23 protein-coding genes are annotated in these 26,493 nt (G+C 43.1%); 16 read left to right on the top strand and 7 right to left on the bottom strand.

The features are described 5' to 3' along the window. Positions 1–4 precede the first annotated feature (4 nt). Positions 5–1,828: a peptidase MATCAP family protein gene (locus tag JS40_RS05515; protein WP_034259002.1), complete on the bottom strand. Its 1,824-nt coding sequence runs from the start codon at positions 1,826–1,828 to the stop codon at positions 5–7. A gap of 180 nt (positions 1,829–2,008) precedes the next feature. On the opposite strand from JS40_RS05515, the gene guaA reads away from it, so the two are divergent. From guaA to JS40_RS05460, 11 genes are all read left to right on the top strand, one after another. Further along, entirely contained in the window at positions 2,009–3,541 is a 1,533-nt protein-coding gene (guaA, locus tag JS40_RS05510; protein ID WP_034259000.1) for a glutamine-hydrolyzing GMP synthase, read from the top strand. 1 nt (position 3,542) lies between these two features. Beyond that, positions 3,543–5,453 carry a LysM peptidoglycan-binding domain-containing protein gene (locus JS40_RS05505; protein WP_034258998.1) on the top strand — a complete coding sequence of 637 codons (1,911 nt, stop codon included), beginning with the start codon at positions 3,543–3,545 and terminating at the stop codon, positions 5,451–5,453. After that, positions 5,450–5,866 carry an OsmC family protein gene (locus tag JS40_RS05500; RefSeq protein WP_034258996.1) on the top strand — a complete coding sequence of 139 codons (417 nt, stop codon included), beginning with the start codon at positions 5,450–5,452 and terminating at the stop codon, positions 5,864–5,866. Before JS40_RS05505 ends, JS40_RS05500 begins: the two co-directional genes overlap by 4 nt. Before the next feature lie 46 nt (positions 5,867–5,912). Next, a complete protein-coding gene (locus tag JS40_RS05495; protein WP_034258994.1) occupies positions 5,913–6,449 on the top strand; it encodes a DUF922 domain-containing protein in 537 nt (178 codons plus the stop codon). Next, the gene (locus tag JS40_RS05490; RefSeq protein WP_034258992.1) at positions 6,436–6,672 is read left to right on the top strand and encodes a DUF3820 family protein; all 237 of its coding nucleotides are present in this window, start codon (positions 6,436–6,438) and stop codon (positions 6,670–6,672) included. The genes JS40_RS05495 and JS40_RS05490 overlap by 14 nt, the downstream gene beginning before the upstream one ends. 131 nt (positions 6,673–6,803) lie before the next feature. Beyond that, positions 6,804–8,420: a CTP synthase gene (locus JS40_RS05485; RefSeq protein WP_034258990.1), complete on the top strand. Its 1,617-nt coding sequence runs from the start codon at positions 6,804–6,806 to the stop codon at positions 8,418–8,420. Between the two features lie 102 nt (positions 8,421–8,522). Continuing rightward, complete coding sequence (yidC, locus tag JS40_RS05480; RefSeq protein ID WP_034262134.1) at positions 8,523–10,406, top strand: membrane protein insertase YidC; 1,884 nt, start codon at positions 8,523–8,525, stop codon at positions 10,404–10,406. An 80-nt stretch (positions 10,407–10,486) separates the two neighbouring features. Continuing rightward, positions 10,487–11,182, top strand: coding sequence for a toxin-antitoxin system YwqK family antitoxin (locus JS40_RS05475; protein WP_034258988.1), 696 nt, complete (start codon positions 10,487–10,489; stop codon positions 11,180–11,182). Positions 11,183–11,236: 54 nt separating this feature from the next. After that, on the top strand, positions 11,237–12,433 hold the full coding sequence (mnmA, locus tag JS40_RS05470) for a tRNA 2-thiouridine(34) synthase MnmA (protein WP_051957505.1): 1,197 nt from the start codon (positions 11,237–11,239) through the stop codon (positions 12,431–12,433). A gap of 9 nt (positions 12,434–12,442) precedes the next feature. Next, positions 12,443–14,062 carry a S8 family serine peptidase gene (locus JS40_RS05465; protein WP_034258986.1) on the top strand — a complete coding sequence of 540 codons (1,620 nt, stop codon included), beginning with the start codon at positions 12,443–12,445 and terminating at the stop codon, positions 14,060–14,062. Beyond that, complete coding sequence (locus tag JS40_RS05460; RefSeq protein ID WP_034258984.1) at positions 14,062–15,003, top strand: NAD(P)H-dependent flavin oxidoreductase; 942 nt, start codon at positions 14,062–14,064, stop codon at positions 15,001–15,003. The genes JS40_RS05465 and JS40_RS05460 overlap by 1 nt, the downstream gene beginning before the upstream one ends. Before the next feature lie 130 nt (positions 15,004–15,133). Here the strand turns inward: JS40_RS05460 and lysA are convergent, their stop codons facing one another. Further along, the gene (gene lysA, locus JS40_RS05455; RefSeq protein ID WP_034258982.1) at positions 15,134–16,339 is read right to left on the bottom strand and encodes a diaminopimelate decarboxylase; all 1,206 of its coding nucleotides are present in this window, start codon (positions 16,337–16,339) and stop codon (positions 15,134–15,136) included. A 187-nt stretch (positions 16,340–16,526) separates the two neighbouring features. Here lysA and sucC point away from each other — a divergent pair, with 187 nt between their 5' ends. The 3 genes from sucC to JS40_RS05440 all read left to right on the top strand — a co-directional run bounded on the left by sucC (position 16,527) and on the right by JS40_RS05440 (position 18,682). Further along, positions 16,527–17,717, top strand: coding sequence for an ADP-forming succinate--CoA ligase subunit beta (gene sucC, locus JS40_RS05450; RefSeq protein ID WP_034258980.1), 1,191 nt, complete (start codon positions 16,527–16,529; stop codon positions 17,715–17,717). A 168-nt stretch (positions 17,718–17,885) separates the two neighbouring features. Further along, the gene (locus JS40_RS05445) at positions 17,886–18,221 is read left to right on the top strand and encodes a hypothetical protein (RefSeq protein ID WP_034258978.1); all 336 of its coding nucleotides are present in this window, start codon (positions 17,886–17,888) and stop codon (positions 18,219–18,221) included. Between the two features lie 62 nt (positions 18,222–18,283). Then, the gene (locus JS40_RS05440; RefSeq protein ID WP_034258976.1) at positions 18,284–18,682 is read left to right on the top strand and encodes a co-chaperone DjlA; all 399 of its coding nucleotides are present in this window, start codon (positions 18,284–18,286) and stop codon (positions 18,680–18,682) included. Here JS40_RS05440 and JS40_RS05435 read toward each other — a convergent pair. After that, entirely contained in the window at positions 18,679–19,968 is a 1,290-nt protein-coding gene (locus tag JS40_RS05435) for a DUF2254 domain-containing protein (protein WP_034258974.1), read from the bottom strand. The genes JS40_RS05440 and JS40_RS05435 overlap by 4 nt on opposite strands. A gap of 279 nt (positions 19,969–20,247) precedes the next feature. Here JS40_RS05435 and JS40_RS05430 point away from each other — a divergent pair, with 279 nt between their 5' ends. Continuing rightward, positions 20,248–20,598, top strand: a complete 351-nt coding sequence (locus tag JS40_RS05430) for an Hsp20/alpha crystallin family protein (RefSeq protein WP_160172953.1) — start codon at positions 20,248–20,250, stop codon at positions 20,596–20,598. A gap of 85 nt (positions 20,599–20,683) precedes the next feature. Here JS40_RS05430 and rluF read toward each other — a convergent pair whose 3' ends face one another. Next, positions 20,684–21,469, bottom strand: a complete 786-nt coding sequence (gene rluF / locus JS40_RS05425; RefSeq protein ID WP_051957503.1) for a 23S rRNA pseudouridine(2604) synthase RluF — start codon at positions 21,467–21,469, stop codon at positions 20,684–20,686. Positions 21,470–21,580: 111 nt separating this feature from the next. Here rluF and JS40_RS05420 point away from each other — a divergent pair, with 111 nt between their 5' ends. Then, positions 21,581–23,101, top strand: coding sequence for a GH3 family acyl-acid amido synthetase (locus tag JS40_RS05420; RefSeq protein WP_034258970.1), 1,521 nt, complete (start codon positions 21,581–21,583; stop codon positions 23,099–23,101). Positions 23,102–23,105: 4 nt separating this feature from the next. On the opposite strand, the gene JS40_RS05415 is transcribed toward JS40_RS05420, so the two are convergent. From JS40_RS05415 to JS40_RS05405, 3 genes are read right to left on the bottom strand one after another with little or no spacing between them, the layout of a single operon-like run. Further along, on the bottom strand, positions 23,106–23,678 hold the full coding sequence (locus tag JS40_RS05415) for a hypothetical protein (protein ID WP_034258968.1): 573 nt from the start codon (positions 23,676–23,678) through the stop codon (positions 23,106–23,108). Between the two features lie 43 nt (positions 23,679–23,721). Beyond that, on the bottom strand, positions 23,722–25,725 hold the full coding sequence (gene uvrB / locus JS40_RS05410) for an excinuclease ABC subunit UvrB (protein ID WP_034258966.1): 2,004 nt from the start codon (positions 25,723–25,725) through the stop codon (positions 23,722–23,724). A gap of 59 nt (positions 25,726–25,784) precedes the next feature. Beyond that, on the bottom strand, positions 25,785–26,483 hold the full coding sequence (locus JS40_RS05405; protein ID WP_152558138.1) for a hypothetical protein: 699 nt from the start codon (positions 26,481–26,483) through the stop codon (positions 25,785–25,787). Between the last annotated feature and the right edge of the window lie 10 nt (positions 26,484–26,493).

Here is a 26,493-nt window from a genome sequence, read left to right as displayed (position 1 = left end):
ATAGTTAATTTAAGAGATCTGTAATGTGAATTCCTTTTTTTACGCGTTCTAAGCGCCTCTCTACGCCTTCCCTGTCCAGAAAACGTGGCAGTTCCGGAGGCTGCAACACCTCACGGTGTAATAGTTCTTCCACAAGGGGAACATGATTGGTATTGAATTTTCCGGTGTAGAGTGTTTCAAGCCTCCCTCCGTTTTCAATATAGTCCAGTACATGCTGGAGACCCGATAGGTAGACTGCGTCTTTGGTAAGTCCCCCGCCACGATAGATACGCATTGTTATGTAATAGGCTGTTTTTTCGGGGAAGTTATGTGTGTGGTGTAATAGTGTGAACGTCTCGATAAAACTGGCACCTCGTGTAAGGGAATGTGCAGCCACCACTCGTCCTGCTAATAATCGTAAGCGATTGATGGTAAGACCATCGACCAGATATTCCGCCAATACTGCCAGTCCTTCTTGTAATTGATCGTATCCCGCAAAGCCGGCATACATTTGTTTTATAGGTTGTTTCTTACCATTACAATAGGTGAGGATATGGGTGGCGATCTCGTGTTGGATAAGCGCGTCACATCTACTGGCGTCCATGGATAGCTCATCGCTAATAAGTAAGCGCGTTTCCGACACCATGATCCCGGCAACGTCCTTTCGTATCTCGATGGAAAGCTGCTGCTTCGGAAATTTTTCTTGATAGTAATCCAAACTCTCCTGGGCATGTTCGGCAAATTCATGGCAATTGATGCGCTTCATGGCCGTATCCGGCGCTCCTTTTCTGAATTTTTTCAGCAAGGCCATGGCTGTATTTAAGGTGTCCTCTTCAATGCCACCATATAAACTCTCACCAATAAACCGAAAGTTATCGGTACCGCGTTCCTCAAGCATGGTGAGTTGTTTTTCGATCTCTAATCGTTTGTCCCTAAGAATGAATGCCAGAGTAGGGTCGTCTATCTTCTCAATTGGGATATCGTATAGTTTTCTTTTTTCTTTTTCCGGATCCAAGGCGACCAATCTATAGGTAAAGGCCGGATCCTTGGTAAAGTCACTCTCTTTAAACCGTTCCCACTGTTGGGAGCTGTTTACAGGTGTGGTTCGAAGTAAAAAGGACATGCCTTCACTTATTTCAGCAAGCGCCTGGTCTGCTTCCAAAGTGATCCTGTCGATATTTGTTTTACCCAACATCAGGTAGTGATGATACGGATTTGCCGTTTGTACACGGATGAATTCGTAGACGGCTCTCTTGATGATCTCGGACAAGCGTGAAACGAATTTTCGATAGAAAATAGAGAAAACTGCGTTCTCTTCGGGGCGTTCATAGATGGTGGGTACCGCCAGACCCAACGTAAGGCTTCCCGTTGCCTTGGATTCTTCTATATTGAGCAAAGGCGATAAGTGTTCCGGGTGTCGCTGTGCGGTATCGGTTACGACAACAGAAATTTCCGGATAAAGAATGCGTAGTTCGTTAATGCCATTCTCGAAAGCCGCGATGGTAGCCGGAGCTTTGCCTTTTGGACAGGATACCATAAAGGAGGCTTGGTGGTCTTCCCGTACGGGCCACATTTCAATTATTAGAAATGAATTGAGTTTCTTGGAAATGCTTCTTGATAAACATTCAATAAACTCCGAAATGGGAACAGTATCCTTTACGATCAAATAGGATGCTTGTGTCTTTAACAGACCCGAAAAGTAAGGATCGTTTTTTTTATAACGATACACACAAATATATGGTAAGAGCTTATCGATATGTAAGCGTCCGTTTTCCGGAAGGATTTCGTCTACCGGTAATTCCGCTTCCAGATTCTTGCAGATGTCGTGAATGAGTGATGATTCGATCATATCATTAAAAATACCACATTTACACACCTGTTGCCGCTGTGATGATATGATTTAGCATAGTTTTAACTGAAAACGGAGGTTCTATAACGTTCCCTTAGGAAATCTCGAAAGGACGGGAAAAACCTGTAAATTTTTTGCGAAGCGTTTTAGTCAAAATGAATTTTTACCTTACTTTTGCCTATGCAAAACAACGTCCTTATTTTAGATTTTGGGTCGCAGTACACGCAGCTTATTGCAAGACGCGTTCGAGAACTGAATATTTACTGCGAGATTCACCCCTATCATCACATTCCGGAAAATTTAGAAGAATATAAAGCCGTCATTTTATCGGGTAGCCCGTTTTCGGTGCGCGCCGAGGATGCGCCGCATCCAGACCTTTCAAAGATCAAAGGTCACAAACCGCTGCTGGCGGTTTGTTACGGCGCGCAATACCTCGCTCACTTTAATGGTGGAAGCGTTGAACCTTCTAATATTCGTGAGTACGGACGTGCAAAACTATCGACCATTATTAACAGTAACGGACTCTTTGCCGGCATCGAAGAAGATACTCAAGTGTGGATGAGCCATAGTGATACCATCGCCAAACTTCCAAAGAACGGGGTACGCCTTGCAAGTACCGATGACGTTGCAAATGCAGCATTCTTTATAGAAGGAGAGGAAACCTACGGGATCCAATTTCATCCGGAAGTATACCATACAACCCACGGCAAACAATTGCTGGAGAATTTCTTGGTTCATATCGCCGAAGTTCCCCAAACATGGACCCCGGCGGCTTTTGTAGGAGAGACGGTTCAAAATTTAAAAGATCAGTTGGGAAATGACAAGGTCGTTCTTGGACTGAGCGGTGGCGTCGATTCAACCGTAGCAGCTATCTTGCTCAACAAAGCCATCGGCAAGAACCTATATTGTATTTTTGTGAATAATGGCTTGCTTCGGAAAAATGAGTTCGATAGTGTGCTGCACCAGTATAAGGATATGGGCTTAAATGTAAAAGGAGTAGATGCTTCGGCACGTTTCTTGAAAGCCTTAGAAAATATAAATGATCCCGAAGCGAAACGGAAAGCAATCGGAAATGCGTTCATTGAAGTATTCGATCACGAAGCACATTTAGTAGAAGATGTGCACTGGCTGGCACAAGGGACCATTTATCCCGATGTCATTGAAAGTGTTTCGGCTACGGGTGGTCCTTCGGCTACTATAAAATCACACCATAACGTAGGCGGTTTGCCGGATTTTATGAAATTGAAAGTTGTGGAGCCTTTGCGAATGTTATTCAAAGATGAGGTGCGGCGCGTTGGGAAAGAGATGGGGATCGACCCCGAATTACTGGGGCGTCATCCTTTTCCCGGACCTGGTTTGGCCATTCGAATTCTAGGGGATATCACTGCCGAAAAAGTACGTATCTTACAGGAAGTTGATGCGATCTTTATCAACGGACTTAAAAAATGGAATTTATACGATAAGGTTTGGCAGGCAGGCGCTATATTGCTGCCTGTACAAAGTGTGGGTGTGATGGGAGATGAACGTACATATGAAAAAGTAGTGGCGCTGCGCGCCGTGGAATCGACAGATGGGATGACGGCAGATTGGGTAAATCTTCCGTATGCATTCCTGCAGGAAACAAGCAATCATATAATAAATAGAGTAAAAGGCGTTAATAGAGTAGTGTACGACATAAGTTCGAAGCCACCTGCTACCATTGAATGGGAATAATATGAAACTATTGATCTATATTACATTTGTTTGCTTCTTGAGCTTAGGTTGCGGAACTGCAGCACAACAGGAACAATACAAAACGCACGTGGTGCAGCCCGGAGAAACGGTGTACAGCATTGCTAAAAAGTACAACACGACCGAGGCGGCCATTTATAGGCTTAATCCCGATGCGAAACAAGGGGTTCAAACCAATGCGGTACTTATCCTGCCCTTATCTAACATGGTCAGTGCAGGGAATGAGAACACCTCTTTTAACATGCACAGGGTGAAGCGAAAGGAAACGCTCTTTAGTATTTCCCAACTTTATAACGTGCCTGTAGAAGATATTAAAAAATACAACAAGGAGTTGTATTCCCGTCAATTGAACAAAGGAGAGAAGATCCGTATTCCAATCGCTTCGGAAACAAATAATGCTACGGTGATTACCAATACTTCACAGACGAACACTCCTTCTAAAAATGCTACCCATAAGGTATTACCAAAGGAAACTAAATTCGGGATTGCCAGAAAATACGGTATCTCTGTAGCCGAACTGGAAAAAATGAATCCAACACTGGGAGTATCGCTTCCGGTGGGAATGGTGCTAAACGTACCGGAGGATTCTGTTACCGAATCGGCTGTGATCGAAGATGAGAAGTACGACTTTTATGAAGTACAGGCAAAGGAAGGCTTCTATCGCCTTAAAGTGAAACTGGGATTGACCGAAGAAGAGATCGTTGCCCTCAACCCTTACACAAAGGATGGACTAAAGGAAGGGATGGTGCTCAAAGTTCCAAAGCAAGGTGCCGCTGTGATCGGTTCAGAAGCGAAGAAGGTAGATCTTGAGAACTATATTAAAAACAAAGCTAAAAAGAGAGTGGCCGTGCTTTTGCCTTTCCGATTACAAAGAGCAGAAAGCGATTCCACCGATGTGAACATCAGCCTGCTAAAAGGGGATGCTACCTTGCGCGTAGCGCTCGATTTCTATAGCGGTGTGCTTATGGCAGCAGACTTTGCCAAGGACAAAGGTATTTCGGTTCAACTGGATGTGTATGATACCGAAGCCAGTACAAGTGCGATCGGGAATATAATCGCCCGTAATAATGTAAAGGAAGCAGATGCAGTGATCGGTCCGCTACTGCGACAAAACGTAGAGAAAGCAGTATCTGATCTTAAAGGGACCTTAACACCGGTTTTTTCGCCGCTTAGTAACAAGCAGATCGAATCTGCTCCTAATTTGTTTCAAACCTTACCTTCAGACGAACTACTTCAAAATACTATGTTGCAGTTCTTAAAAACGAGTACTACAGATAGGAATGTGATCTTGGTAAGTGATGCGACCAAAACCGCTCAAAAGAATACAATCATGACAGCAATTCCCAGAGCACGCCCTGTAAGTCCGCGTAAAGGGAATTTTTTATATCAAGGAGATATCGCCTCAAAAATGGAAGCCGGAATGGAGAATTGGGTAATTCTGGAATCCACCGACCCTGTATTGGTAAGTAATGTGGTAGGCCTTTTAAATGGTATCCCCGAAAGTAACAGGGTTCGTCTCTTCACTTTAGACAAGAATGAAGCGTATGATTACCACGATGTGTCCAACATGCACTTGGCAAAATTAGGATTTACATTTCCGTCTGTTAACCGAAGTTATAATTACAATGAGAGAAATGCATTTTTAATTTCCTACAAGAACACCTATGGCGTGCTTCCTAACCGGTATGCGGTAAGAGGATTTGATGTAACATTGGATGTACTGCTGCGCTTGGCCTCCGCAGACGATCTTTACGATTCCATGATAATGGATGTAGAGACCGAATACATAGAAAACAAGTTTAGATATACAAAGAATCCTTTCTCAGGTTATGAGAACCAGGCTGTCTACCTTATAAGATATACCAACGACCTGCAATTTGAAGAAGTAAGATGAGTACGGCCAAAGTAATATACTTGGGTGATCTTCGCACCGAATGCAAGCACTTGCAATCGGGTAGTACGTTCATTACCGACGCACCTCTGGATAACAACGGCAAAGGGGAGGCCTTTTCACCAACCGATACCGTCGCAACGGGATTAGCCAATTGTATGCTTACCATGATGGGCATCAAGGCTCGGGACCTTCAGGTAGATCTTAGCGGGACGACGGCGCTTGTCACCAAGACCATGGCGGCAGACCCGCGACGTATCGCTAAGATCGAAGTAGAGATGCACCTTCCGGAAGGGATAGACGACAAATCTAAGATCATTTTGGAACGAACTGCCAATACGTGCCCTGTTCATTACAGCCTGCATCTTGACATAGAACGAGTAGTTATCTTTCACTGGAACGGTACCGGCGCCTAACACGCAACCCGACTCAATAAAACAGGATTTTTCACGTTAATTGCTTATGAAATTGCTCACGGCCATTCTTATTTTATTGGTTGGATTATTTTCTTCGGAAAATGCCTCGGAAAAGATTCCTTGGCGCGGACCTGATCAATTGACGTGGTCCGATTTTCAAGGCATTCCGGAGGGAAATAGTAGTTATGTGGCCAGTACCAATTCGGGTTTGTCCTTTTCGTATTCCTATTCTGAAAGGAACGGGGAACGCATTTTCGAGTATACTATACAAAGTAATTTCTATCCGAAGCTCTCTTGGTATCGTCCCGAAGCTGCTTCAGCATACATTCTGAAGCATGAACAAACACATTTCGATATTTCCGAACTCCATGCTCGTATCTTCAGAAAGCGAATGGCGGAATTCAATTTTTCAGAAAAAAGAAAAGAAGAGGTCCGCCGTATCTACGAAACGATCGAAACCGAACGAAAAGCAATGCAGGATCGCTACGATGAGGAGTCCGATCATTCAAAGAATGAAGTAGGAGAGCGTGCCTGGCGCATTTTTGTAGCAGAACAATTAAAAGCTTACGATGCCTGGAGATAACCATCTAGGCCCTAGCCGCGAACATCTTATTGAACTCGCTAATTATAAAATGCCCTTTGGCAAATATAAGGGGCAATACCTCGTAAACCTTCCCGAACCCTATTATGTGTGGTTCAAACAGAAGGGCTTTCCTCCCGGGAAACTGGGCAATCTTATGGAAGAGATGTTTGAGATAAAACGCAACGGACTCGAAGATCTGCTTAGAAAGCTCATTGATAGGTAGCAGGATTTTTACCCCTCATCCTTCTTTCGCTAATACTATTGCATAGAATCATAAATTGGGAAATCACTATTTCCTTTCCATAATAAAAATGTATCTTTGCATCCCGTATAGCTAATTCAGCAAAGTCACTCATGAACACTACTAAGTACATCTTCGTTACGGGCGGGGTATCATCTTCATTAGGAAAAGGAATTATTGCAGCTTCACTGGCTAAACTACTGCAGGCCAGAGGGTATCGGGTGACCATACAAAAGCTGGACCCATATATAAATGTCGATCCCGGAACCCTGAATCCATACGAGCATGGCGAATGTTATGTTACCGATGATGGAGCTGAGACCGATCTTGACCTGGGTCATTACGAACGGTTTTTGAATGTATCTACCTCGCAAGCAAATAATGTAACAACCGGGCGCATTTATCAGAGTGTGATCGAGAAGGAACGACGCGGAGAATTCTTGGGCAAGACCGTTCAAGTGATCCCGCACATTACTAATGAAATAAAAGAACGTGTTCAGTTACTGGGCAACACCGGTGAATACGACATCGTTATCACAGAGATCGGGGGTACCGTAGGGGATATCGAATCATTACCTTATATAGAAGCGGTGCGTCAGTTAAAGTGGGAGCTGGGAGATGATAATGCCTTGGTGATACATCTTACGTTGGTTCCATATCTTTCGGCTGCGGGTGAGCTAAAAACGAAGCCTACACAACACTCGGTTAAAACTTTAATGGAAAGCGGAATACGAGCCGATATATTGGTATGCCGCACCGAGCACGAGCTTTCCGATGACCTAAAACGAAAATTAGCACTTTTTTGTAATGTGAAGAAAGAAGCAGTGATACAGTCTATTGATGCTTCCACGATTTACGATGTGCCTAATATGATGCTTGATGAAGGCCTTGATACTGTGACCCTTCAAAAATTAAATCTTACCGAAGCCAAGAATCCCGACCTCACACGATGGAATCAATTCTTGCAGCGACATAAAAACCCCAAAGGAAAAGTTTGTATAGGCCTTATAGGTAAATACGTAGAGCTACAAGACAGCTACAAATCCATATTGGAAGCCTTTATCCACGCCGGAGCCGAAAATGAAGTGAAAGTAGAGGTAAAAGCGATCCATAGTGAACACATCGATGCAAAAACCATAGAGAGTGAATTGTCTAATCTCGATGGTATTCTGGTCGCTCCCGGTTTCGGAGAACGGGGGATCGAAGGGAAGATCGAAGCCGTGCGCTATGCACGTGAGAACAACCTTCCTTTCTTAGGGATATGTTTGGGCATGCAAATGGCAGTGATAGAATTTGCACGTACCGTATTGGGCTTAAAAGATGCCAATTCGACCGAAATGGACGAGCATACTGCGCATCCGGTCATTAGCCTGATGGAAGATCAAAAATCGGTAACGATGAAAGGCGGAACCATGCGTTTGGGTGCATGGAAGTGCGAACTAAAACCGGGAAGTCTGGTAGAGGGGATCTATAACACACAAATGATCGCAGAGCGCCACAGACATCGTTACGAATATAACAATTCATATCGCGAGCAGCTTAACAAGGCCGGGATGGTGGCTACCGGGATCAATCCCGATACCGGGTTGGTAGAGATCGTTGAGATCCCATCACACCCATGGTTTGTTGGTGTGCAATACCACCCGGAGTATAAAAGCACCGTAGCAAATCCGCACCCCCTTTTCGTTGCATTCGTCAAGGCGGCTCACGAACACGCAAAAAAAAAGTAAACGACAATTTGGCGCAATCTGCAGTTGGGCTGGATTCTTGATTACCGAAAGTGATATTACAAATAATTGCTTCTGAAAAAAGTTTGGAAGCCACATGAATTTATGGAAGAAAAGAAATTTGACAGAAACTCGCTTATTGGGTTCTTATTGATAGGAGGGGTATTGGTCTGGATGCTCTATTTTCAAAGTCCTGCACCCGAAGCAGAAGGGACACAACCTTCGCAGACCGAACAGGTATCGAATACTACAGATCCTTCAAAGACAAATACAGATAGTACAACGGTGGCTTCAGGTGCCAATGATATTGTTTCTGGAACTACGTCAGATTCCCTTGCCTTCGAACAAGCAAAGAACCGATTGGGATCTTTTGCATATTCTGAAACGCTGGCTTCTGCAAGCAATGCCACGACAACACTGGAGAACGATCTACTCTCCTTAAAAATAAGCAACAAAGGGGGCTATATCACCGAAGCGAAGCTGAAACAACACACGATGTACACGGGAGAACCTGTATATCTCATTAAGGATGATAATGCATCTTTGAACCTTCAGTTTTCTTCAGAAAATAGAATGCTTAATACCAAAGACCTTTACTTCGAACCGAAGCTTACGCAAGAGGGAGAGAACAAGGTACTTACCATGCGCCTTAAAACTTCGGAAACTGCTTTTGTGGAGTATCAATACATTTTGCCCCCCAATGAATATATGCTGGGCTTTAATTTGCGTACGCAGGGGTTGGAGAATGTATTGAATACCTCGCAGCCCATGTATTTGGATTGGGAGTTGAAAGGATACCGTCATGCCAAAAGCATCACCTACGAGAATCGATATTCCCGACTCACCTACGAATTTGAGGACGGGGACGATCATTCTAAACTATCGCCCTCGGGAGACGATGAAGAATTGGAGAAAGATGTGACTTGGATGAACTTCCGTCAGCATTTCTTTAGTTCCATGTTGTTAACCGATACTCCTTTTAAAGAAGTGAAACTTACCTCTACAGATTTTGTGATCGACGAGGAAGTGGATACGGTCTATACTAAGAAGTACGGTGCCAATATGCTATTGGAACCCAAAGGAGGTACTCTGGCTTATACAATGAACATGTATTACGGTCCTACTGATTACCAGATCCTTAAGACCTACGACAGAAATCTCGATGAGGCCATGCCGCTTGGATGGGGAATCTTCGGGATGATCAATAAATATATTATCATTCCTCTTTTTGGAATGTTAAGTGATTTCCTGCCGGCCGGTATTGCTATTATCGTCTTGACCATCCTTATTAAACTGGCCTTATCGCCGGTGCAATACAAACAGTATTTGTCACAGGCGAAGATGAAGGTCTTAAAACCCGAATTGGATGAAATTCGTGAGAAGTATAAGGATAACAAAATGAAGGTTCAGCAGGAAACATTGAAACTTCAAAATGTGGCAGGTGCAAGTCCGCTCAAGGGTTGTTTGCCGGCATTGCTTCAGATCCCGGTATTTTATGCGCTGTTCACTTTTTTCCCAACGGCTTTCGACCTCCGGCAAAAAAGCTTTTTGTGGGCCGAAGACCTTTCAAGCTATGATACTATCGCCGAACTACCATTCCATATACCGTTCTATGGCGATCATATTAGTTTATTCCCTATACTCGCATCCCTCGCGATATTTGTCTATATGATGATGACCATGGGGCAAAGCATGCAAACACCACAGCCCGGAATGCCCAATATGAAGATCTTGATGTATATCTCGCCACTATTCATGTTGGTATTCTTCAATAATTATGCAAGTGGTCTGTCATTGTATTATTTTGTTTCAAACCTCATTACCATTGGGATCATGCTTGTGATCAAGAACTTTATTATTGACGAAGAAAAGATCCATGCCAAGATACAGGTAAACAAGAAGAAGCCTAAGAAACAAAACCGTTTTCAGCGCAAGATGGCAGAGATGATGGAACAGGCAGAACAACAAAAGAAAGCAGGAAAACGCTAAAAAATGGCATCTTTTTTGTTTTGTTGCTTGTGAGAATCAATAGAATAACGATTCCGTCGTTATAGTATAAATTTCAGTCTATGAGAGTGTTTTTTTTGGTCTTCTTCGGAATGATATTTACAAGTATGTCTTCTTTTGCACAAGACGACATCAATCAAGTTGACGCCGAGGGCAAACGTCATGGTGTCTGGAAGAAATATTATCCTAATTCTAAACAGCTTCGGTACGAAGGAACTTTTGATCACGGAAAAGAAGTGGGAACCTTCAAGTTCTATTGTGAAGAATGTAAAGAAAATCCTTCCGCAGTAAAAGAGTATAAACCTAACTCGAATATTGCTCGGGTAAAGTATTATACCATTAAGGGGAAGCTGGTGAGCGAAGGTGACATGGACGATAAAGATCGTATAGGGGAGTGGGTCTATTACCACAAGAAAACTAACGATGTTATGACACGTGAATTCTATAAGAACGGAAAGTTGGACGGAAAGAAGATCACCTATTACCCCAATGGCACCATTACTGAAGAAGTGAACTATACCAACGGACTTATGGAGGGGCCTAATCTATACTACTCTCCCGAAGGTGTGCTCATTAAAAAATTGAAATATCGTAACGATCAACTGCAAGGTGAGGCGTTCTATTACGACGCATCCGGTAATGTCGTGATCGAAGGATTCTACAAGGACGGTCAAAAACACGGCTTGTGGAAATATTATAAAGACGGTAAAGTCGTACTCGAAGAGACCTATCCCAAGCCTGTGGAAAGAGGGAACTAAAGGTAAAGCGGCTTTTAGCTGCTTTTTTTATTTTGTAACTTTGCACATTCATAAATGATGAAGAAAAAAAGAGTTGTCGTTGGTTTAAGTGGAGGCGTGGACTCCAGTGTAGCCGCCTTTTTACTAAAGGAACAGGGCTATGAGGTCATTGGTCTGTTCATGAAGAACTGGCATGACGACTCTGTGACCATATCAGACGAATGCCCTTGGCTGGAAGATAGTAATGACGCTATGTTGGTCGCTCAAAAACTGGATATCCCTTTTCAAACAGTAGACCTTAGTGAACAATATAAAGAGCGAATTGTGAATTATATGTTTCACGAGTATGAAATGGGACGAACCCCCAACCCCGATGTGCTTTGCAATCGAGAGATCAAATTCGATGTGTTCATGAAGATCGCTCTCAATCTGGGTGCCGATTTTGTGGCCACAGGACACTATTGCCGTAAAGGAACCCTGGTAAAAGAGGGGAATGAAGTGTATCAACTACTGGCGGGCAAAGACCCTAACAAGGATCAAAGTTATTTCTTATGCCAATTATCGCAGGCGCAATTGTCTAAAACACTGTTTCCGGTTGGCGAATTATTGAAGCCGGAGGTGCGGAGGATCGCTTCAGAACAAGGATTGATCACAGCCGAAAAAAGAGACTCGCAAGGCTTATGCTTCATAGGTAAGGTGCGGCTTCCGGAATTCCTTCAGCAGCAGCTGGCACCTAAAGAGGGTGTGATCGTTGAGGTTCTTTCTGAATTTGAAGGTTACAAAAAAGGAGTGCCCAGCTTTGCTTCCGAAGAAGAGAAACTAAGATATTATTCTGAAAAAACCAGTTATTCAAAAACCGATGGTAAAGTAATCGGCACCCATCAAGGAGCTCATTATTTTACGAAAGGACAACGAAAAGGACTGGCTGTAGGCGGAACTCAGGAACCGTTGTTCGTGCTGGACACCGATGTCAAAGAAAATGTGATCTATACGGGACAGGGGAAAACGCACCCGGGCCTCTACCGAAAGGGCCTGTATGTAACCAATGACGAGGTTCACTGGATACGCGAAGACCTTACGCTTTCCACAGATGAGACCATGGAGGTCCTTGCGCGTATTCGCTATCGACAGCCCTTAGAAAAGGCGACCTTGCATCAAACTGTTTCAGGACTTTATGTTATCTTTGAAAGACCGCAGTCTGCCATTACCGAAGGTCAATTTGTGGCCTGGTATCGTGACGATGAATTGTTAGGCAGCGGCGTCATTGCTTAAAAGGTTACTATGAAAAGATCATTACTTATAATCGCATTCTTAGTGTTTCAATGGGGGAGCGCTCAGATCGAGGATGCTCTTGTCTTCTTTGCAGATAAAGAGAATGTCGCAGCTTCTATTGCTAATCCTATTACGATTCTTACTCAGGATGCCATCGACAGGAAACAATTACATGGTACAGTCATAGATGCACGAGATGTCCCGGTGAATGAAAATTATATCACGCAGCTAAAGAATACTCCGGGAATCACGGTATACGCTAAGTCGAAGTGGATGAACGCCGTTTATGTGCGGGGCACACAAACAACGATTGAAAATTTGTTGAGTTTGTCTTTTGTAACACAGGTAGAGTTCATGAATAAGAATCTCAACTTTGCACCCGCAGCTTCCGGGCCCAATGATAAATTTGCGTTTGAGACCCAACAAGGCCGAACGATCTATAATTACGGCGCAGCCACAAATCAAGTAGAGATGTTGGCTGCCGACTATCTACATGAGCAAGATCTTACAGGTGACGGCATGGTGATCGCCGTATTAGACAGCGGTTTTCCCAATGTGACCTCTAATCCTGCTTTTGCCGAAATTATTTCTGAAGGTAGGTTGCTGGGTACCTACGATTTTGCCGAACGACAAGTGAATGTAGATGGAACAGGATCACATGGGGCACTCACTTTTAGTGATATTGGTGGCTTTTTGCTGAATGAATTTGTGGGAACAGCTCCCGAAGCATCCTTTTATCTCTTTCGAACCGAATATGCTCCCACCGAAAATCCCGTAGAAGAGGCGTGGTGGGTTGAAGCTTTGGAACGGGCAGACAGTCTGGGTGTGGATGTGGTAAACACCTCCTTGGGCTATCAAGATTTTGATGACCCTAGTTACGATCATACATATCAGGATCTAGATGGTGAGACCACCATCGCTGCACGTGGTGCCAATCATGCTTTTGATAAAGGGATGTTATTGGTCACTTCTGCCGGAAACGACGGCAATGGATTTACTTTTGTCGCTACACCTGGGGACGCGATCGGGATCCTTACGGTTGGTGCCGTAGATGAAGATGGTAACTATGCTTCTTTTAGTTCTATAGGACCCACCGTAGACGGTAGGGTCAAACCCGATGTCATGGCGCAAGGACGCGACGCTGCAGTGGTATCGCAAAACGGAAATGTGACCACTGCCAGCGGGACCTCCTTCAGTTCTCCTATCATGGCCGGTGCAGTAGCTTGCCTTTGGCAGGCACGTCCCGAATTGCGAAACGATCAGGTAATGCAAATCGTAAGGGAGTCGGCAGATCTTTACAACAATCCCACCCCTCAAATGGGCTATGGTATCCCTAATTTCGAGGAGGCGTACAATGCTGCACTGCTGTTGGGGGCCGAAGAATTTTTCTTGGAACAACAATTTGCTGTCTATCCCAATCCTGTAGTGGACCTATTAAATGTGTCCTTTCCGAAGAACATCTCGGGTGCCACATTGGAACTTTACAATGTCTTGGGTGAAAAAGTACTTTCAAAAGAGATCTCTAAAACCGATAATTACGTGAACTTATCGCATTTCGCCTCCGGAATGTATATCGCAACCATTAGGTCTGGTGACGCTGGTAACGCGTTTAAAATCATTAAAAAATAGTGTCAAATAGAATTACCCAACTTTTTAATATTCAATTTCCACTCATTCAAGCAGGGATGATATGGAACAGCGGCTGGAGACTTGCCAGTGCTGTTAGTAATGCCGGAGGCTTGGGACTGTTGGGTGCCGGCTCTATGTATCCTGAAGTCCTACGCGAGCACATCACAAAATGTAAAAAAGCAACCACTAAGCCCTTCGGTGTAAACGTCCCAATGCTTTATCCGGATATTGATACTATAATCGATATCATTATCGAAGAGGGAGTGAAGATCGTTTTTACTTCGGCGGGAAATCCAAAGACCTATACTGCAAAACTAAAAGATCATGGGGTAACGGTGGTACATGTAGTGAGCAGCGTTAAATTTGCCCTAAAGGCACAGGAAGCGGGTGTAGATGCTGTTGTAGCCGAAGGATTTGAAGCCGGGGGACATAACGGACGTGAAGAGACCACAACCTTTACGCTTATTCCTATGGTGAAAGAGCAGATAACAGTACCGTTGATCGCTGCGGGCGGGATTGCAAACGGGCGTGGCATGCTGGCGGCTATGGTGTTAGGGGCAGACGGCGTACAAGTGGGCAGTCGCTTTGTTGCTTCAGAAGAATCGTCCTCTCACCGCGCTTTTAAACAAATGGTAGTAGATGCCAAAGAAGGAGATACGTTGCTTACCCTAAAAGAACTGGCGCCCGTGCGTATGCTTAAGAACAAGTTCTTCGAAGACGTGATGGAATTGTATACGACCAATCCCACCAAGGAAGCATTACAGGAGCTATTAGGCCGTGCACGTGCAAAACGCGGTATGTTCGAAGGTGACCTGGAGGAAGGTGAATTGGAAATAGGACAGATCGCCGGGCTCATACACGATATTAAACCGGCGGCACAGATTGTGGAAGAAATGATTTCTGAATTTGAAGCCGTAAAGAAAGAAGCAGCAAATCTTTAAGACGCTCTTTCAGCTATCCGTACAACGTGTGTGGTTGTATGTGATTCCAATGCTATCGTATTTTGGACACATGACCAAGGTTTTCTAAATATGCCTAGTTCTCCCGGTATTATCGTCTTTACCCAAGTACCTACAGATCGATTTCCACCTGGTTTCGTATGATGTCCTCGAAAGTTTCTCGCTTTCTTATAAGATGAGCCAATCCCTTATACCAAAGTACTTCTGCAGGTCTGTAGCGCGAATTGTAATTGCTGGACATTGTAAAACAATAAGCCCCGGCATTATGGAACGCAAGGATGTCACCTTCACGAATCTCTGCGATCCGGCGATTGTTGGCGAAGGTATCGGTCTCACAGATGTAACCTACTACACTGTAAAATCGTTCGCGACCTACGGGGTTAGAAATATTCTCGATCTCATGCTGCGAACCATAGAGCATTGGGCGAATTAAATGATTGAACCCACTGTCTACTTGAGCGAAGACCGTAGAAGTCGTTTGTTTAACAACATTCACCTTAACCAAAAATTGTCCCGCATCACTTACTAAGAATTTCCCGGGTTCGAACGCCAGGGTGAGGTCCTTTCCGTAAGATTCGCAAAATGCATTGAAGCGTGTGCTCAACTTTTCTCCCAACTCTTCAATATTCGTTTCTATGTCTCCTTTCTTATAAGGTACTTTGAAGCCACTGCCAAAATCAATAAACTCCAGATCGTTAAAGTTAGTAGCCGCTTGAAACAGAATTTCCGAAGCATACAAGAATACATCAATGTCAAGAATGTCACTGCCAGTATGCATGTGGATCCCGTTGATGCGCATTTTTGTATTTTCTACTATCCTCTTGATATGAGGCATTTGGTGTATGGAGATCCCAAACTTGCTGTCGATATGCCCTACTGAAATGTTGGTATTACCGCCTGCCATGACATGCGGATTGATACGAATACACACGGGAATAGAAGGATGTTTTGTCCCAAATTGTTCTAGTATAGATAAATTGTCAATATTGATCTGCACGCCTAATTCTGCGGCACGCTCTATCTCCTCCATAGACACCCCATTGGGTGTGTAGATAATGTCATTGGGTTCAACGCCTGCTTCCAAGGCCAGTCGTACTTCTTGAATAGAGACCGTATCCATACCACAGCCAAAAGAACGAAGAAGCTTTAATACTGAAACATTCGATAATGCCTTTACCGCATAGTTGACCTTAAGGTTCTTTACGTTCTTAAAAGCTTGTGTTAATCGTTTGTATTGGCCTTCCATGATTTGGGCGTCGTACACATACACAGGACTATCAAATTCCTGAACTACTCTTAAAAGGTCTTGCGAATTCATTTTGTTTCAGTTTATAAAATAATTTGCCAAAATTACACTCTATTGAAAGATTAACTTTAAAAAAAGACCTAAAAGTTCCGGATTTTTTTATTCTGAAGGGATTTCGGGAGAAGCCCTTCAAAAAAGATTAGTGCAATCCTCTAACATTTGCTATTTTTGCTGTTCCAAAAAACGACAAACACGTACTATGAATTTACACGAATATCAAGGAAAAGAAATATTAAATAGTTTTGGTGTTGAAATACAACGTGGCATCGTCGCTACAACTCCTGCCGAAGCTGTAGAGGCCGCGAAGAGATTAACCGAAGAAACCGGTACCGGATGGCATGTTATCAAAGCACAGGTCCATGCCGGAGGTCGCGGAAAAGGGGGTGGTGTAAAACTGGCCAAGAATCTTCAGGAGGTAGAACAGATCGCAGGAAACATTATTGGAATGAATTTGGTAACACCTCAAACCAGTGCAGAGGGTAAAAAAGTACATCAGGTGTTGGTTGCCGAAGATGTCTATTATCCGGGTGATAGTGAACCCGAAGAATATTATATGAGTGTACTGCTTAACAGAGGCACCGGAAAAAACATGATCATGTACTCTACCGAAGGAGGCATGGACATTGAAACCGTTGCTGAAGAGACACCACACTTGATCTTTCACGAAGAGATCGATCCTGCTACTGGATTAATGCCATTTCAGGCCAGACGAATTGCCTTTAACCTTGGGCTAAACGGTCAGGCTTTTAAACAAATGACCAAATTCGTAACTGCATTATATAAAGCCTACGAGAATAGTGATTCCTCACTTTTCGAGATCAATCCTGTCTTAAAAACAAGTGATGATAAAATAATTGCCGTCGATGCCAAAGTGACCATTGATGATAATTCATTGTTCCGCCATAAAGATTATGAGGCAATGCGAGACCTTCGTGAGGAAAATCCTACCGAAGTAGAAGCGAAAGCAGTAGGCTTGAATTATGTGGACCTTGACGGAAACGTTGGATGTATGGTGAACGGTGCCGGATTGGCAATGGCTACGATGGACCTCATCAAGCAGGCAGGCGGAGAGCCGGCAAATTTCCTGGATGTTGGAGGAACAGCAGATGCCGAACGTGTGGAAGCTGCTTTTAAACTTATTTTAAAGGATCCTAATGTGAAAGCGATACTTGTCAATATTTTTGGAGGTATTGTTCGTTGTGATCGTGTGGCACAAGGAATTGTAGATGCTTACAAGAACATGGGTACCATTCACGTTCCCATTATCGTTCGTTTGCAAGGAACCAATGCGGATATTGCAAAGGAGATCATTGATAATAGCGGACTGGATGTGCATAGTGCCATCGAATTCCAAGAGGCAGCCGATAAAGTGCAAGCTGTGCTCGCATAAGTCCGGGACATATACTTATAGTACGCCTTCTCAATTTTTTGGGAAGGCTTTTTTTTTGATTGATACACAGAACATTGCGTTAACAAAATGTTAAATGTACGGTTGAAGCGTAACACATCTAACAGAATACGAGTCTATTAAGTATATCAATCTTTAAAACGAACAGTTATGAAACAAATGAAAGCCTTTTTGGTAGCCGGAGTGCTACTTGTAGGAACCCTTGCATCGGCGGCAAGTCTGCCTTCCGAAATTGAACTAGACCCAACTACCCTTCAGTTTGAAAAACTTTTAAAAAGCCCCTCTTTCGAGGTTGAAAACGACGTACCGGCCATGGTCACCTTTATGTTGAATGACGAGAGTGAGGTGGTTGTCCTTTCTGTGGAAACCGAAATGAAAGTCGTAGAATTGTATGTAAAATCACGTCTTAATTATAAGAAATTGGACGCCGATCTGGATACAGGCAGAGTTTACAAGCTACCTGTCCTGCTTAGATCTGAAGGTTAATTGTTGCAAGTTATTCATAAAATCCCGGCCTCATCATCCGGGATTTTTTTTATTTTTACGGCATGGATAAATTTGTGAACAAAGCACTTATTAGTGATCTTATTGCCCTGGCAAGGGCCGATGAGAAAGTAACCGAGGTAGAATATGATTTTATCGTACGTTTGGCAGAACGTATGCGAATTTCTTCAGCTGAAGTGAAAGAACTTTTCGAGAACCCGTTACCCTCAAAGCCATTACTAACCGAACTGGAACGTATCACACATTTCTACAAACTGGTATTAGTTATGAACGTAGATAAGGAAACCCACCAAAAAGAGATCGTTGCAGTACGTAATTTTGGTCTTAAGATGGGGATACGTCCCGGGGTGGTCGATCAAATCTTACTACGGATGGAAGAATACGAAGATAAGATTATTCCTTCAGAACAACTTCTAAAGATATTTCAGACGTATTACAACTAAATATTTTTGCTGGCTTGTGCTACTTTTTTAACATCTGTTGCCGAATCAAAAGCTTCTTTGGCTTCCTTCAGAAGTAAGCTCAATTCCTTCTCTATCATTTCTGTATACCCTTCATCAAATGGTGATTGCTCTTTAAGGTATCCCAGCATCCATATAAGTTTTTGGACGATGATAGGATCGTGTTTACAGTACGTGCGCAAACTAGCCATCACGTTATACAGCAATTCTTCGAAGTTGACGACAGCGACCTTCAAATAGGCGTTCCCTTTATAAACCAATACCCCCGAATCCCGTTTTTGCATTCGCAACGAGAATAATTCAGTTAGGTAATCTATGGCATTGATAGCGGTGCCGGGATCATTGACCCCCGGAGACATGGCTTTCACGGCAATCTCGGTAATTTGCTTAAAGGCAAGAATATAATTGTCTTCTACCAATTCTCCTCGGGCAAAATTAATGTTGGAAAGTATTTGTTTCACTGTTTCGTCTTCCAGCTTCTTTTCAGAATATAAGAACGGCGCATTCTTTAAAACAAATAGCCCTTTGGGCACTGAGATATAGAATCGAGTATCTAGTTCTTTAGCAATGGTAATAATATTGCGCAATGAAATGTTTTGAAAATACCCGCTCGTAATTGGGGTATAGGGATGCCAGTCCTTGGTATCAGGAAAATTTTCAATAAGCGCGGCATCCTTTTCATTCTCTTTTTCGATAATGGTACTCAACCGTTTGCGTGACTTATGGTAGATGGAATCCAGAATATTATTGATCTGAATGCTCTGGGAAATATTATGGATAAAATATAAGAACAGTACCAGACATAAAATGGTGAATACAATACCCAGCAGGATCGAAAAGCCAGGCAGTGTATATTTTTCGTCTGTGGGTTCGATGGAAAATAAAGTAAAGATGTTGTAGAGGATGGTGGCGAGATAGGAACCCAGAATGATCTGGTGGTTTTTATCGGAGATCAAGCCCGGTAATAATCGCGGAGAAAAATTACTGGACGCTTGGCTCAGTAGTAGCATGACCATCGAGAAACTAAAGACCATCATCGAAATGAGTCCGCCTATACAAACACTCAATATGGTAAGTGCCGTATCACCGTCTTCTAAGACAAGTTGAGGAAATTTTTCAATCAGCTTCTTGGATATTCCTTTATCTTCCAGAGACATCATGAAAAATGCGAATGCGAATCCTGCGATGGATATTAGGGTGGGGTAGAACGCGATCTTACTTTTTATGGTGTTAAAGAAAGTGACCAATCGCACGTAAACGTCTTTCATAAGCCTCGGTATTGTTTTTAAAAGTACCTATATTCGGATGCTTTTTTCTTAAAATTCATTTAAATCTTATTTTAAAAACTCATGAATGCGTCAAAAAGGCAGCTTATCAACTCGTTTTTAGGTCAAAATGTCCTGATGGATATTGTGGAACCTTTATTGTTATATCTGGTATAGAAAAAGTGAAATTTTTTATACTAAAACATAATGAAAGTAGTTAATAAAAATAACGTTTGGTTCCCTTCATTTTTTGAGGGTCTCATTCCTGAAAACAGACTGGATGTGTCTAATTATGAAAACTTTAGCATTCCATCTTTAAATATTAAAGAGAATTTATCGACCTTTGTAATTGAACTGGCAGTGCCCGGTTTAAAGAAGGAAAACATTGCTGTTGAAATCGAAAAAGAAGTATTAAAAGTTTCTTCAAAAGGTTCGGAAGAAAATGAAAAAAAGACTCCTTTTAAGTACGCTCGTAAAGATTTCGATTTTACAAATTTTGAGCGGTCTTTCATACTTCCGGAAACAGTTGAAGCCGAAAAGATTGATGCTTCGTATAACAACGGTATTTTAATGATACAAATACCAAAAAAGGAAGCTAATAAAGAGATTAAAAGAATGGTTGAGATTTCATAATTGAAATTTAATTTGGTTAGTTAGTTGAAAATGACCACGTGCTACTCAATCGGTGCGTGGTTTTTTTATGCCCTAATTTTCAGGTTTATCCGCGTCCTCTTCTCCGTCTGCCGGAAGTTCTTTCTAGACGTGTGGCTTGCGGTGCGTTATCTGAATGTGAAACAGCATCTTTTAAGCCCTGCAATTCCTTCGCTGTAAGATCGCGCCATGATCCTGTTGGCAGCGATCCCAATTCAATATTCATGATGCGTATGCGTTTCAATTCCACGACCTCATATTCCAGATAGTCGCACATTCTTCTTATTTGTCGGTTTAACCCCTGTACCAGAACGATCCTAAAAACAAATCTACTTACACGTTCCACCACACAAGGTTTGGTAGTTACTTCCAACTCGTGTAGCGGTACACCCTGACTCATTTTCTTGACAAACTCATCGGTTACCGGTCGATCTACCTTAACAATGTATTCCTTTTCATGTTCGTTCCCGGCCCTTAGGATCTTATTCACAATATCGCCGTCGTTGGTCATTAACAATAAGCCTTCGCTGGGTTTGTCCAACCTACCAACATGAAAAATCCGCTCCTTATGGTTTATAAAATCAACCACATTTCCTTCTACACGCCTATCTGTGGTACAAGTAATACCTACCGGTTTGTTCAAGGCGATATAGACAAGCGTATCATTCTCGGTGATCAATTTCCCATCCACCCGTATCTCATCATCGGGCATGGCACGATCGCCTAAGGTTACCTTAGTGCCGTTCAACGTAACACGACCTTCCTCAATGAGGGTGTCTGCTTTTCGACGTGAACAAAAGCCACTGTCGCTAATGGCTTTATTGATTCTAATGGAGTCGGGATGGTTTGACATAACACGCAAAGATACTACAATGAAAACGTTCTTCGAAAAAAGGTTAAACTTCCATTAAAGATAAAGACTGTTTTTTAGGGTTTCAGTACTTTTAAACACTAACAAGATGTTATGGCAATATTGGGGAGTATCATAAAAACAGCTATCGACCTTAGGGATTCTTTGGTTTCTGAAAAGACACCTTCTGAAGCACAGCAAATGGTACTTAAACACTTATTGGAAACTGCAAAGGATACAGCCTTCGGAAAGTATTACGGTTTTAAGAAGATCCTTTCTTCCGAAGCGATAGAGAAATCTTTTACCGAAGCCGTTCCCTATCACGATTACAGCAAAATGAAAGAGGAATGGTGGGATCGAGTCATCGATGGAATGGAAGATATCACCTGGCCGGGAAAACCGGCTTATTTTGCGCTTAGCAGCGGGACTACAGGTAAATCCAGTAAACGGATACCGGTAACCAAAGAAATGATAGATGCCATTCGAACGGCAGGGGTCAAGCAGGTGGGCGCATTGACCAATTTCGACCTTCCCTCCGATTTTTTCGAGAAAGAGATCATGATGCTGGGAAGTTCAACAGACCTCCAATCTCGTGGAGAGTTCCTCGAAGGAGAGATCAGCGGGATCAGTGCCAGTAACATTCCTTTTTGGTTTCAGGGCTATTACAAACCGGGTGAGGACATTGCAAAGATCGATGACTGGGATGAACGTGTCGAAACTATTGCAAAACGTGCAAAAGAATGGGATATAGGCGCTTTAAGCGGAATTCCGTCGTGGATAGAGCTTATGATGAAAAAAGTGATCGACTATCACAATGCGCGAACCATTCACGATGTATGGCCAAATCTGCAAGTGTATACCAGTGGCGGCGTGGCCTTTCAGCCATACGAGAAATGTTTTAAACAGTTGTTGTCCAAACCGGTAACCGTGATCGATACGTACCTTGCTTCAGAAGGATTTATCGCCTTTCAGCAACGCCCCGAAACAACCGCAATGAAGTTAGTGACCGATAATGGTATCTACTTCGAGTTCGTGCCTTTTAAACCCGAATATATTTTGGAAGACGGCTCTTTGGACCAAAAAGCACCGGTTGTGAGTCTTTCCGAAGTGCAGAAAGATATCGATTATGTTTTACTCATAAGTACGGTGTCCGGGGCCTGGCGTTATCTTATTGGTGACACCATTGCTTTTACCAATGTTGAAAAGGCCGAGATCAAGATCACCGGACGCACCAAATTCTTTCTCAACGTGGTGGGATCACAACTTTCAGTCAATAAAATGGAGACGGCTTTGAGAGAACTGGAAAAAGAATTTGATATTGAGATTCCCGAGTTCACCTTGGCAGCAGTAAAGATCGATAATGAGTTTTACCACAGTTGGTATTTGGGCACGGAGGCCGGTACAGACCCCAAAAAACTTTCCGAAGCACTGGACGAGGCACTAAAAGAAGCGAACAAAAACTATAAGGTCGCCCGATCCAAAGCTTTGAAAGGGGTAAAGGTAACTACGGTATCTCCCAATGTTTTCTACGAATGGAATGCACGCAATAAAAAGAAGGGCGGACAAGTAAAAATGGAGCGCGTCATGAACGAAGAGAAATTTGCAGATTGGGAAGCCTTTGTAAAAACCCAATAGACGACTACGCCAATTCCCCTTCATTGATCAGTTGCATGACCTCTTCAGGCGACATATACAGATTTCGAATACGCTCTTTATATTTTTCTGAAATGTGGGCATGTTCCAGGATAAAATTCTTGGTCTGCAAAATATAATCGCCCATCCCATGTCTAATGGCATAGGTGTCTGCAGCACGTTCCACTTCCTGAATATGGGCCCGTGAATATAGATACTTGATCCCAAAGAGCAGCATCGAGAAACGCCCCCTGTTCCTGTAATCCATTACATGACCCAACTCGTGGCCCAGCCAGCCAACGATCACGTCGCTTGGAATATCTTCAATGGTGAATTCTTCCTGATCGATCTGTATGCGACGGCTTATTAGAATTATATACGAACGATTCTTTCGGGTGGTCAGGAAGCTCTTCCAGGTAGGCTGCGCCTGCATCGTCGATTTCTTGATATGATCCTTGAAGCGGAAGATGATCTCGCTTGCATATAGCTCCGGATAATGCGAAAGCGCTGTTAAGGCCTCTTTTTTAATGCTATCCGGAATTTGTTTATTATCAAGCTGAATGTCTTCTGAAGTTATCATAGGGAAATATACAAACTACAGAAGCTACCTACTGTTAAGGGGGTTATAAAACTTCTTCCAAGCTTTTCTGAAGCGTCTTTATCTTATCCCGAAGCTTTGCAGCCATCATAAAATCGAGATCCTTCGCTGCTTTTTCCATGGCTTTTCGGGTGTCACGTATCTTCTTTTCGATCTGGGCCTTGGTCAAATATACATCATCAGGTTCGGCGGCGGCCAATGTATCTGCCGTTTCAAAGGTATAAGCCTGCTGCTTGGATTTGGTAAGTGAATTCTCAAAGGATTTTTTTATTGCAGTGGGTGTAATGTTATGTTCGGCATTGTAAGCCAGTTGTTTCGCTCTTCGGTATTCGGTCCCGTCAATGGTTGCCTGCATGCTTTTAGTGATCTTGTCGGCATACATAATGGCTTTTCCGTTAAGGTGTCTTGCCGCTCGCCCAACTGTTTGTGTAAGCGATCTATTACTTCGCAAAAATCCTTCTTTATCTGCATCAAGGATCGCTACGAGTGATACTTCAGGAAGATCAAGTCCTTCCCGTAAAAGATTCACCCCTACCAATACGTCGAAGAGTCCTAAACGAAGGTCCTGCATGATCTCAACACGCTCCAGGGTATCCACATCGCTGTGAATATAGCGACACCGTATTTGAACACGGGTCAAATATTTGGTCAACTCCTCGGCCATTCGTTTGGTAAGTGTGGTGACCAAAACGCGTTCGTCTTTTTCGATACGCAGCTGGATCTCTTCCAAAAGGTCGTCGATCTGGTTGAGACTTGGACGCACTTCTATAGGAGGATCTAACAGTCCGGTGGGGCGAATGATCTGTTCGACATAGACACCACCGCTCTTTTCCAACTCATAGTCTGCGGGGGTAGCACTCACGTAGATCACCTGATTTTGTAACGCTTCAAATTCTTCGAATTTAAGAGGGCGGTTGTCCATAGCCGCGGGTAGTCTGAACCCATACTCCACCAAATTCTCTTTCCGAGAGCGATCTCCGCCATACATGGCGCCCACTTGTGGGATGGACACGTGACTTTCATCTACGATCATCAAATAATCTTCGGGAAAATAATCCAATAAACAAAAGGGACGTGTCCCGGGGAGTCGCCTGTCGAGATAACGCGAGTAGTTCTCGATGCCGCTGCAATACCCCAGTTCCCGGATCATCTCCAGATCGAAATTGGTGCGTTCTTCCAATCGTTTTGCCTCCAGATGCTTTCCGATCTCTTTAAAATAATCAACTTGTTTCACCAAGTCATCCTGTATATCCCGAATGGCACTTTGTAAAACATCCGGAGAGGTAACAAACATATTAGCCGGATAAATATTGAGGCGATCATATTTTTCTAGAACCTCATTGGTTTTGGGGTCAAATGATTCGATCTCTTCGATCTCATCTCCAAAAAAGTGAATTCGGAACGCCATATCGGCATAGCTCGGGAACACATCTACGGTATCTCCTTTTATTCTGAAACGGCCGTGGTTGAATTCAGCCTCGGTACGGGAATACAGACTCTGGACCAACATGTGTAATAACTTGGTGCGAGAAATGATCTGTCCGCTCTGCAAACCGATTACGTTCTTCTGGAACTCGACCGGATTCCCAATGCCGTACAAACACGATACGGAAGCAACTACTAATACATCCCGTCGTCCCGAAAGGAGAGAGGATGTTGTACTCAATCGCATTACCTCGATCTCTTCATTGATAGAAAGGTCTTTTTCAATATAAGTTCCACTTGAAGGAATGAACGCTTCCGGTTGATAATAATCATAATAAGAGACGAAGTATTCAACCGCATTCTTGGGAAACAGGTTCTTGAACTCCGTATATAATTGTGCCGCCAGTGTTTTGTTATGCGCCAGGACGAGCGTAGGTTTTTGTACCGCTTCCACTACATTGGCTACAGTAAAGGTCTTTCCACTTCCTGTAACACCTAGGAGTGTTTGGTATTTTTCATCTGTTTCGAGTCCTTCTACTAAAGACTTGATCGCCGTGGGCTGATCTCCCGTTGGTTTGAAATCGGATGTGAGTTTGAATTTCATAGCTTATTATCAATCCATGGTAAAGGTAAAAAACCTAAAAGTATTTAGATTATTTACAGCTAAAAGAAATAGTGGACCTTTATTCCTGCGGAAATATTTATTCCTGTGACACTACCTTCCTCTTTCTTGAAGTTTAAAGAGTCGCCTAGTTTAAAGATCTCAAAAAAAGCAGGGGCATATACTATATCTGTTTCTTCCGGATTCACAATATTCTTATAAGAGATATCTCGTGTTTTCAGTCCTAATCCGTAATACAGATTGAGTCCAAAGCGGTTGCTTAGGGATATCAAGTGGCCGTGCTTCAAATGAAGGCCGTACTTTTCTCTTTGAAAATCGGCTCGGTCATATTGTACTTCGGTATTCGCGCCTTCCGGAAGGTAAGAGGCATCCTGAAAAGTATCTGTGTGATTTATATAGAATACTTCAAAGGAGAAATAGTTTATTAATTTTTTTCTTTCAGAATATAAAAAATAAATTTCCGGACGAATTTCCCATAATCGATAGGCAGTTCCTCTACTATCCGAATTGAAATTTAATCCTTCACTTCCATACCCAAGATCGATCCCAACGGCCCACTTTTCATTTATTCTCCCTGTAATACCTATACGGTATCTTGGGTGTATGAGATCAAATGGGGTGGATGTGTTAAAGGAGAGATAGAAAGAGGAAGAAATAGTTGTAGTGTCTTTAACTTCAGTTTTTTGTGCCATTGCCATTAGTGAAAGCAGCAAACACACAGAGATAAGTAGGTATCGCATCAATTTAATT

The sequence above is a fragment of the Altibacter lentus genome, from assembly GCF_000746845.1.
GTDB lineage: Bacteria > Bacteroidota > Bacteroidia > Flavobacteriales > Flavobacteriaceae > Altibacter > Altibacter lentus.
Note: the sequence above shows the minus strand (reverse complement) of the source record. Positions and strands in the feature narration are given on the sequence as shown.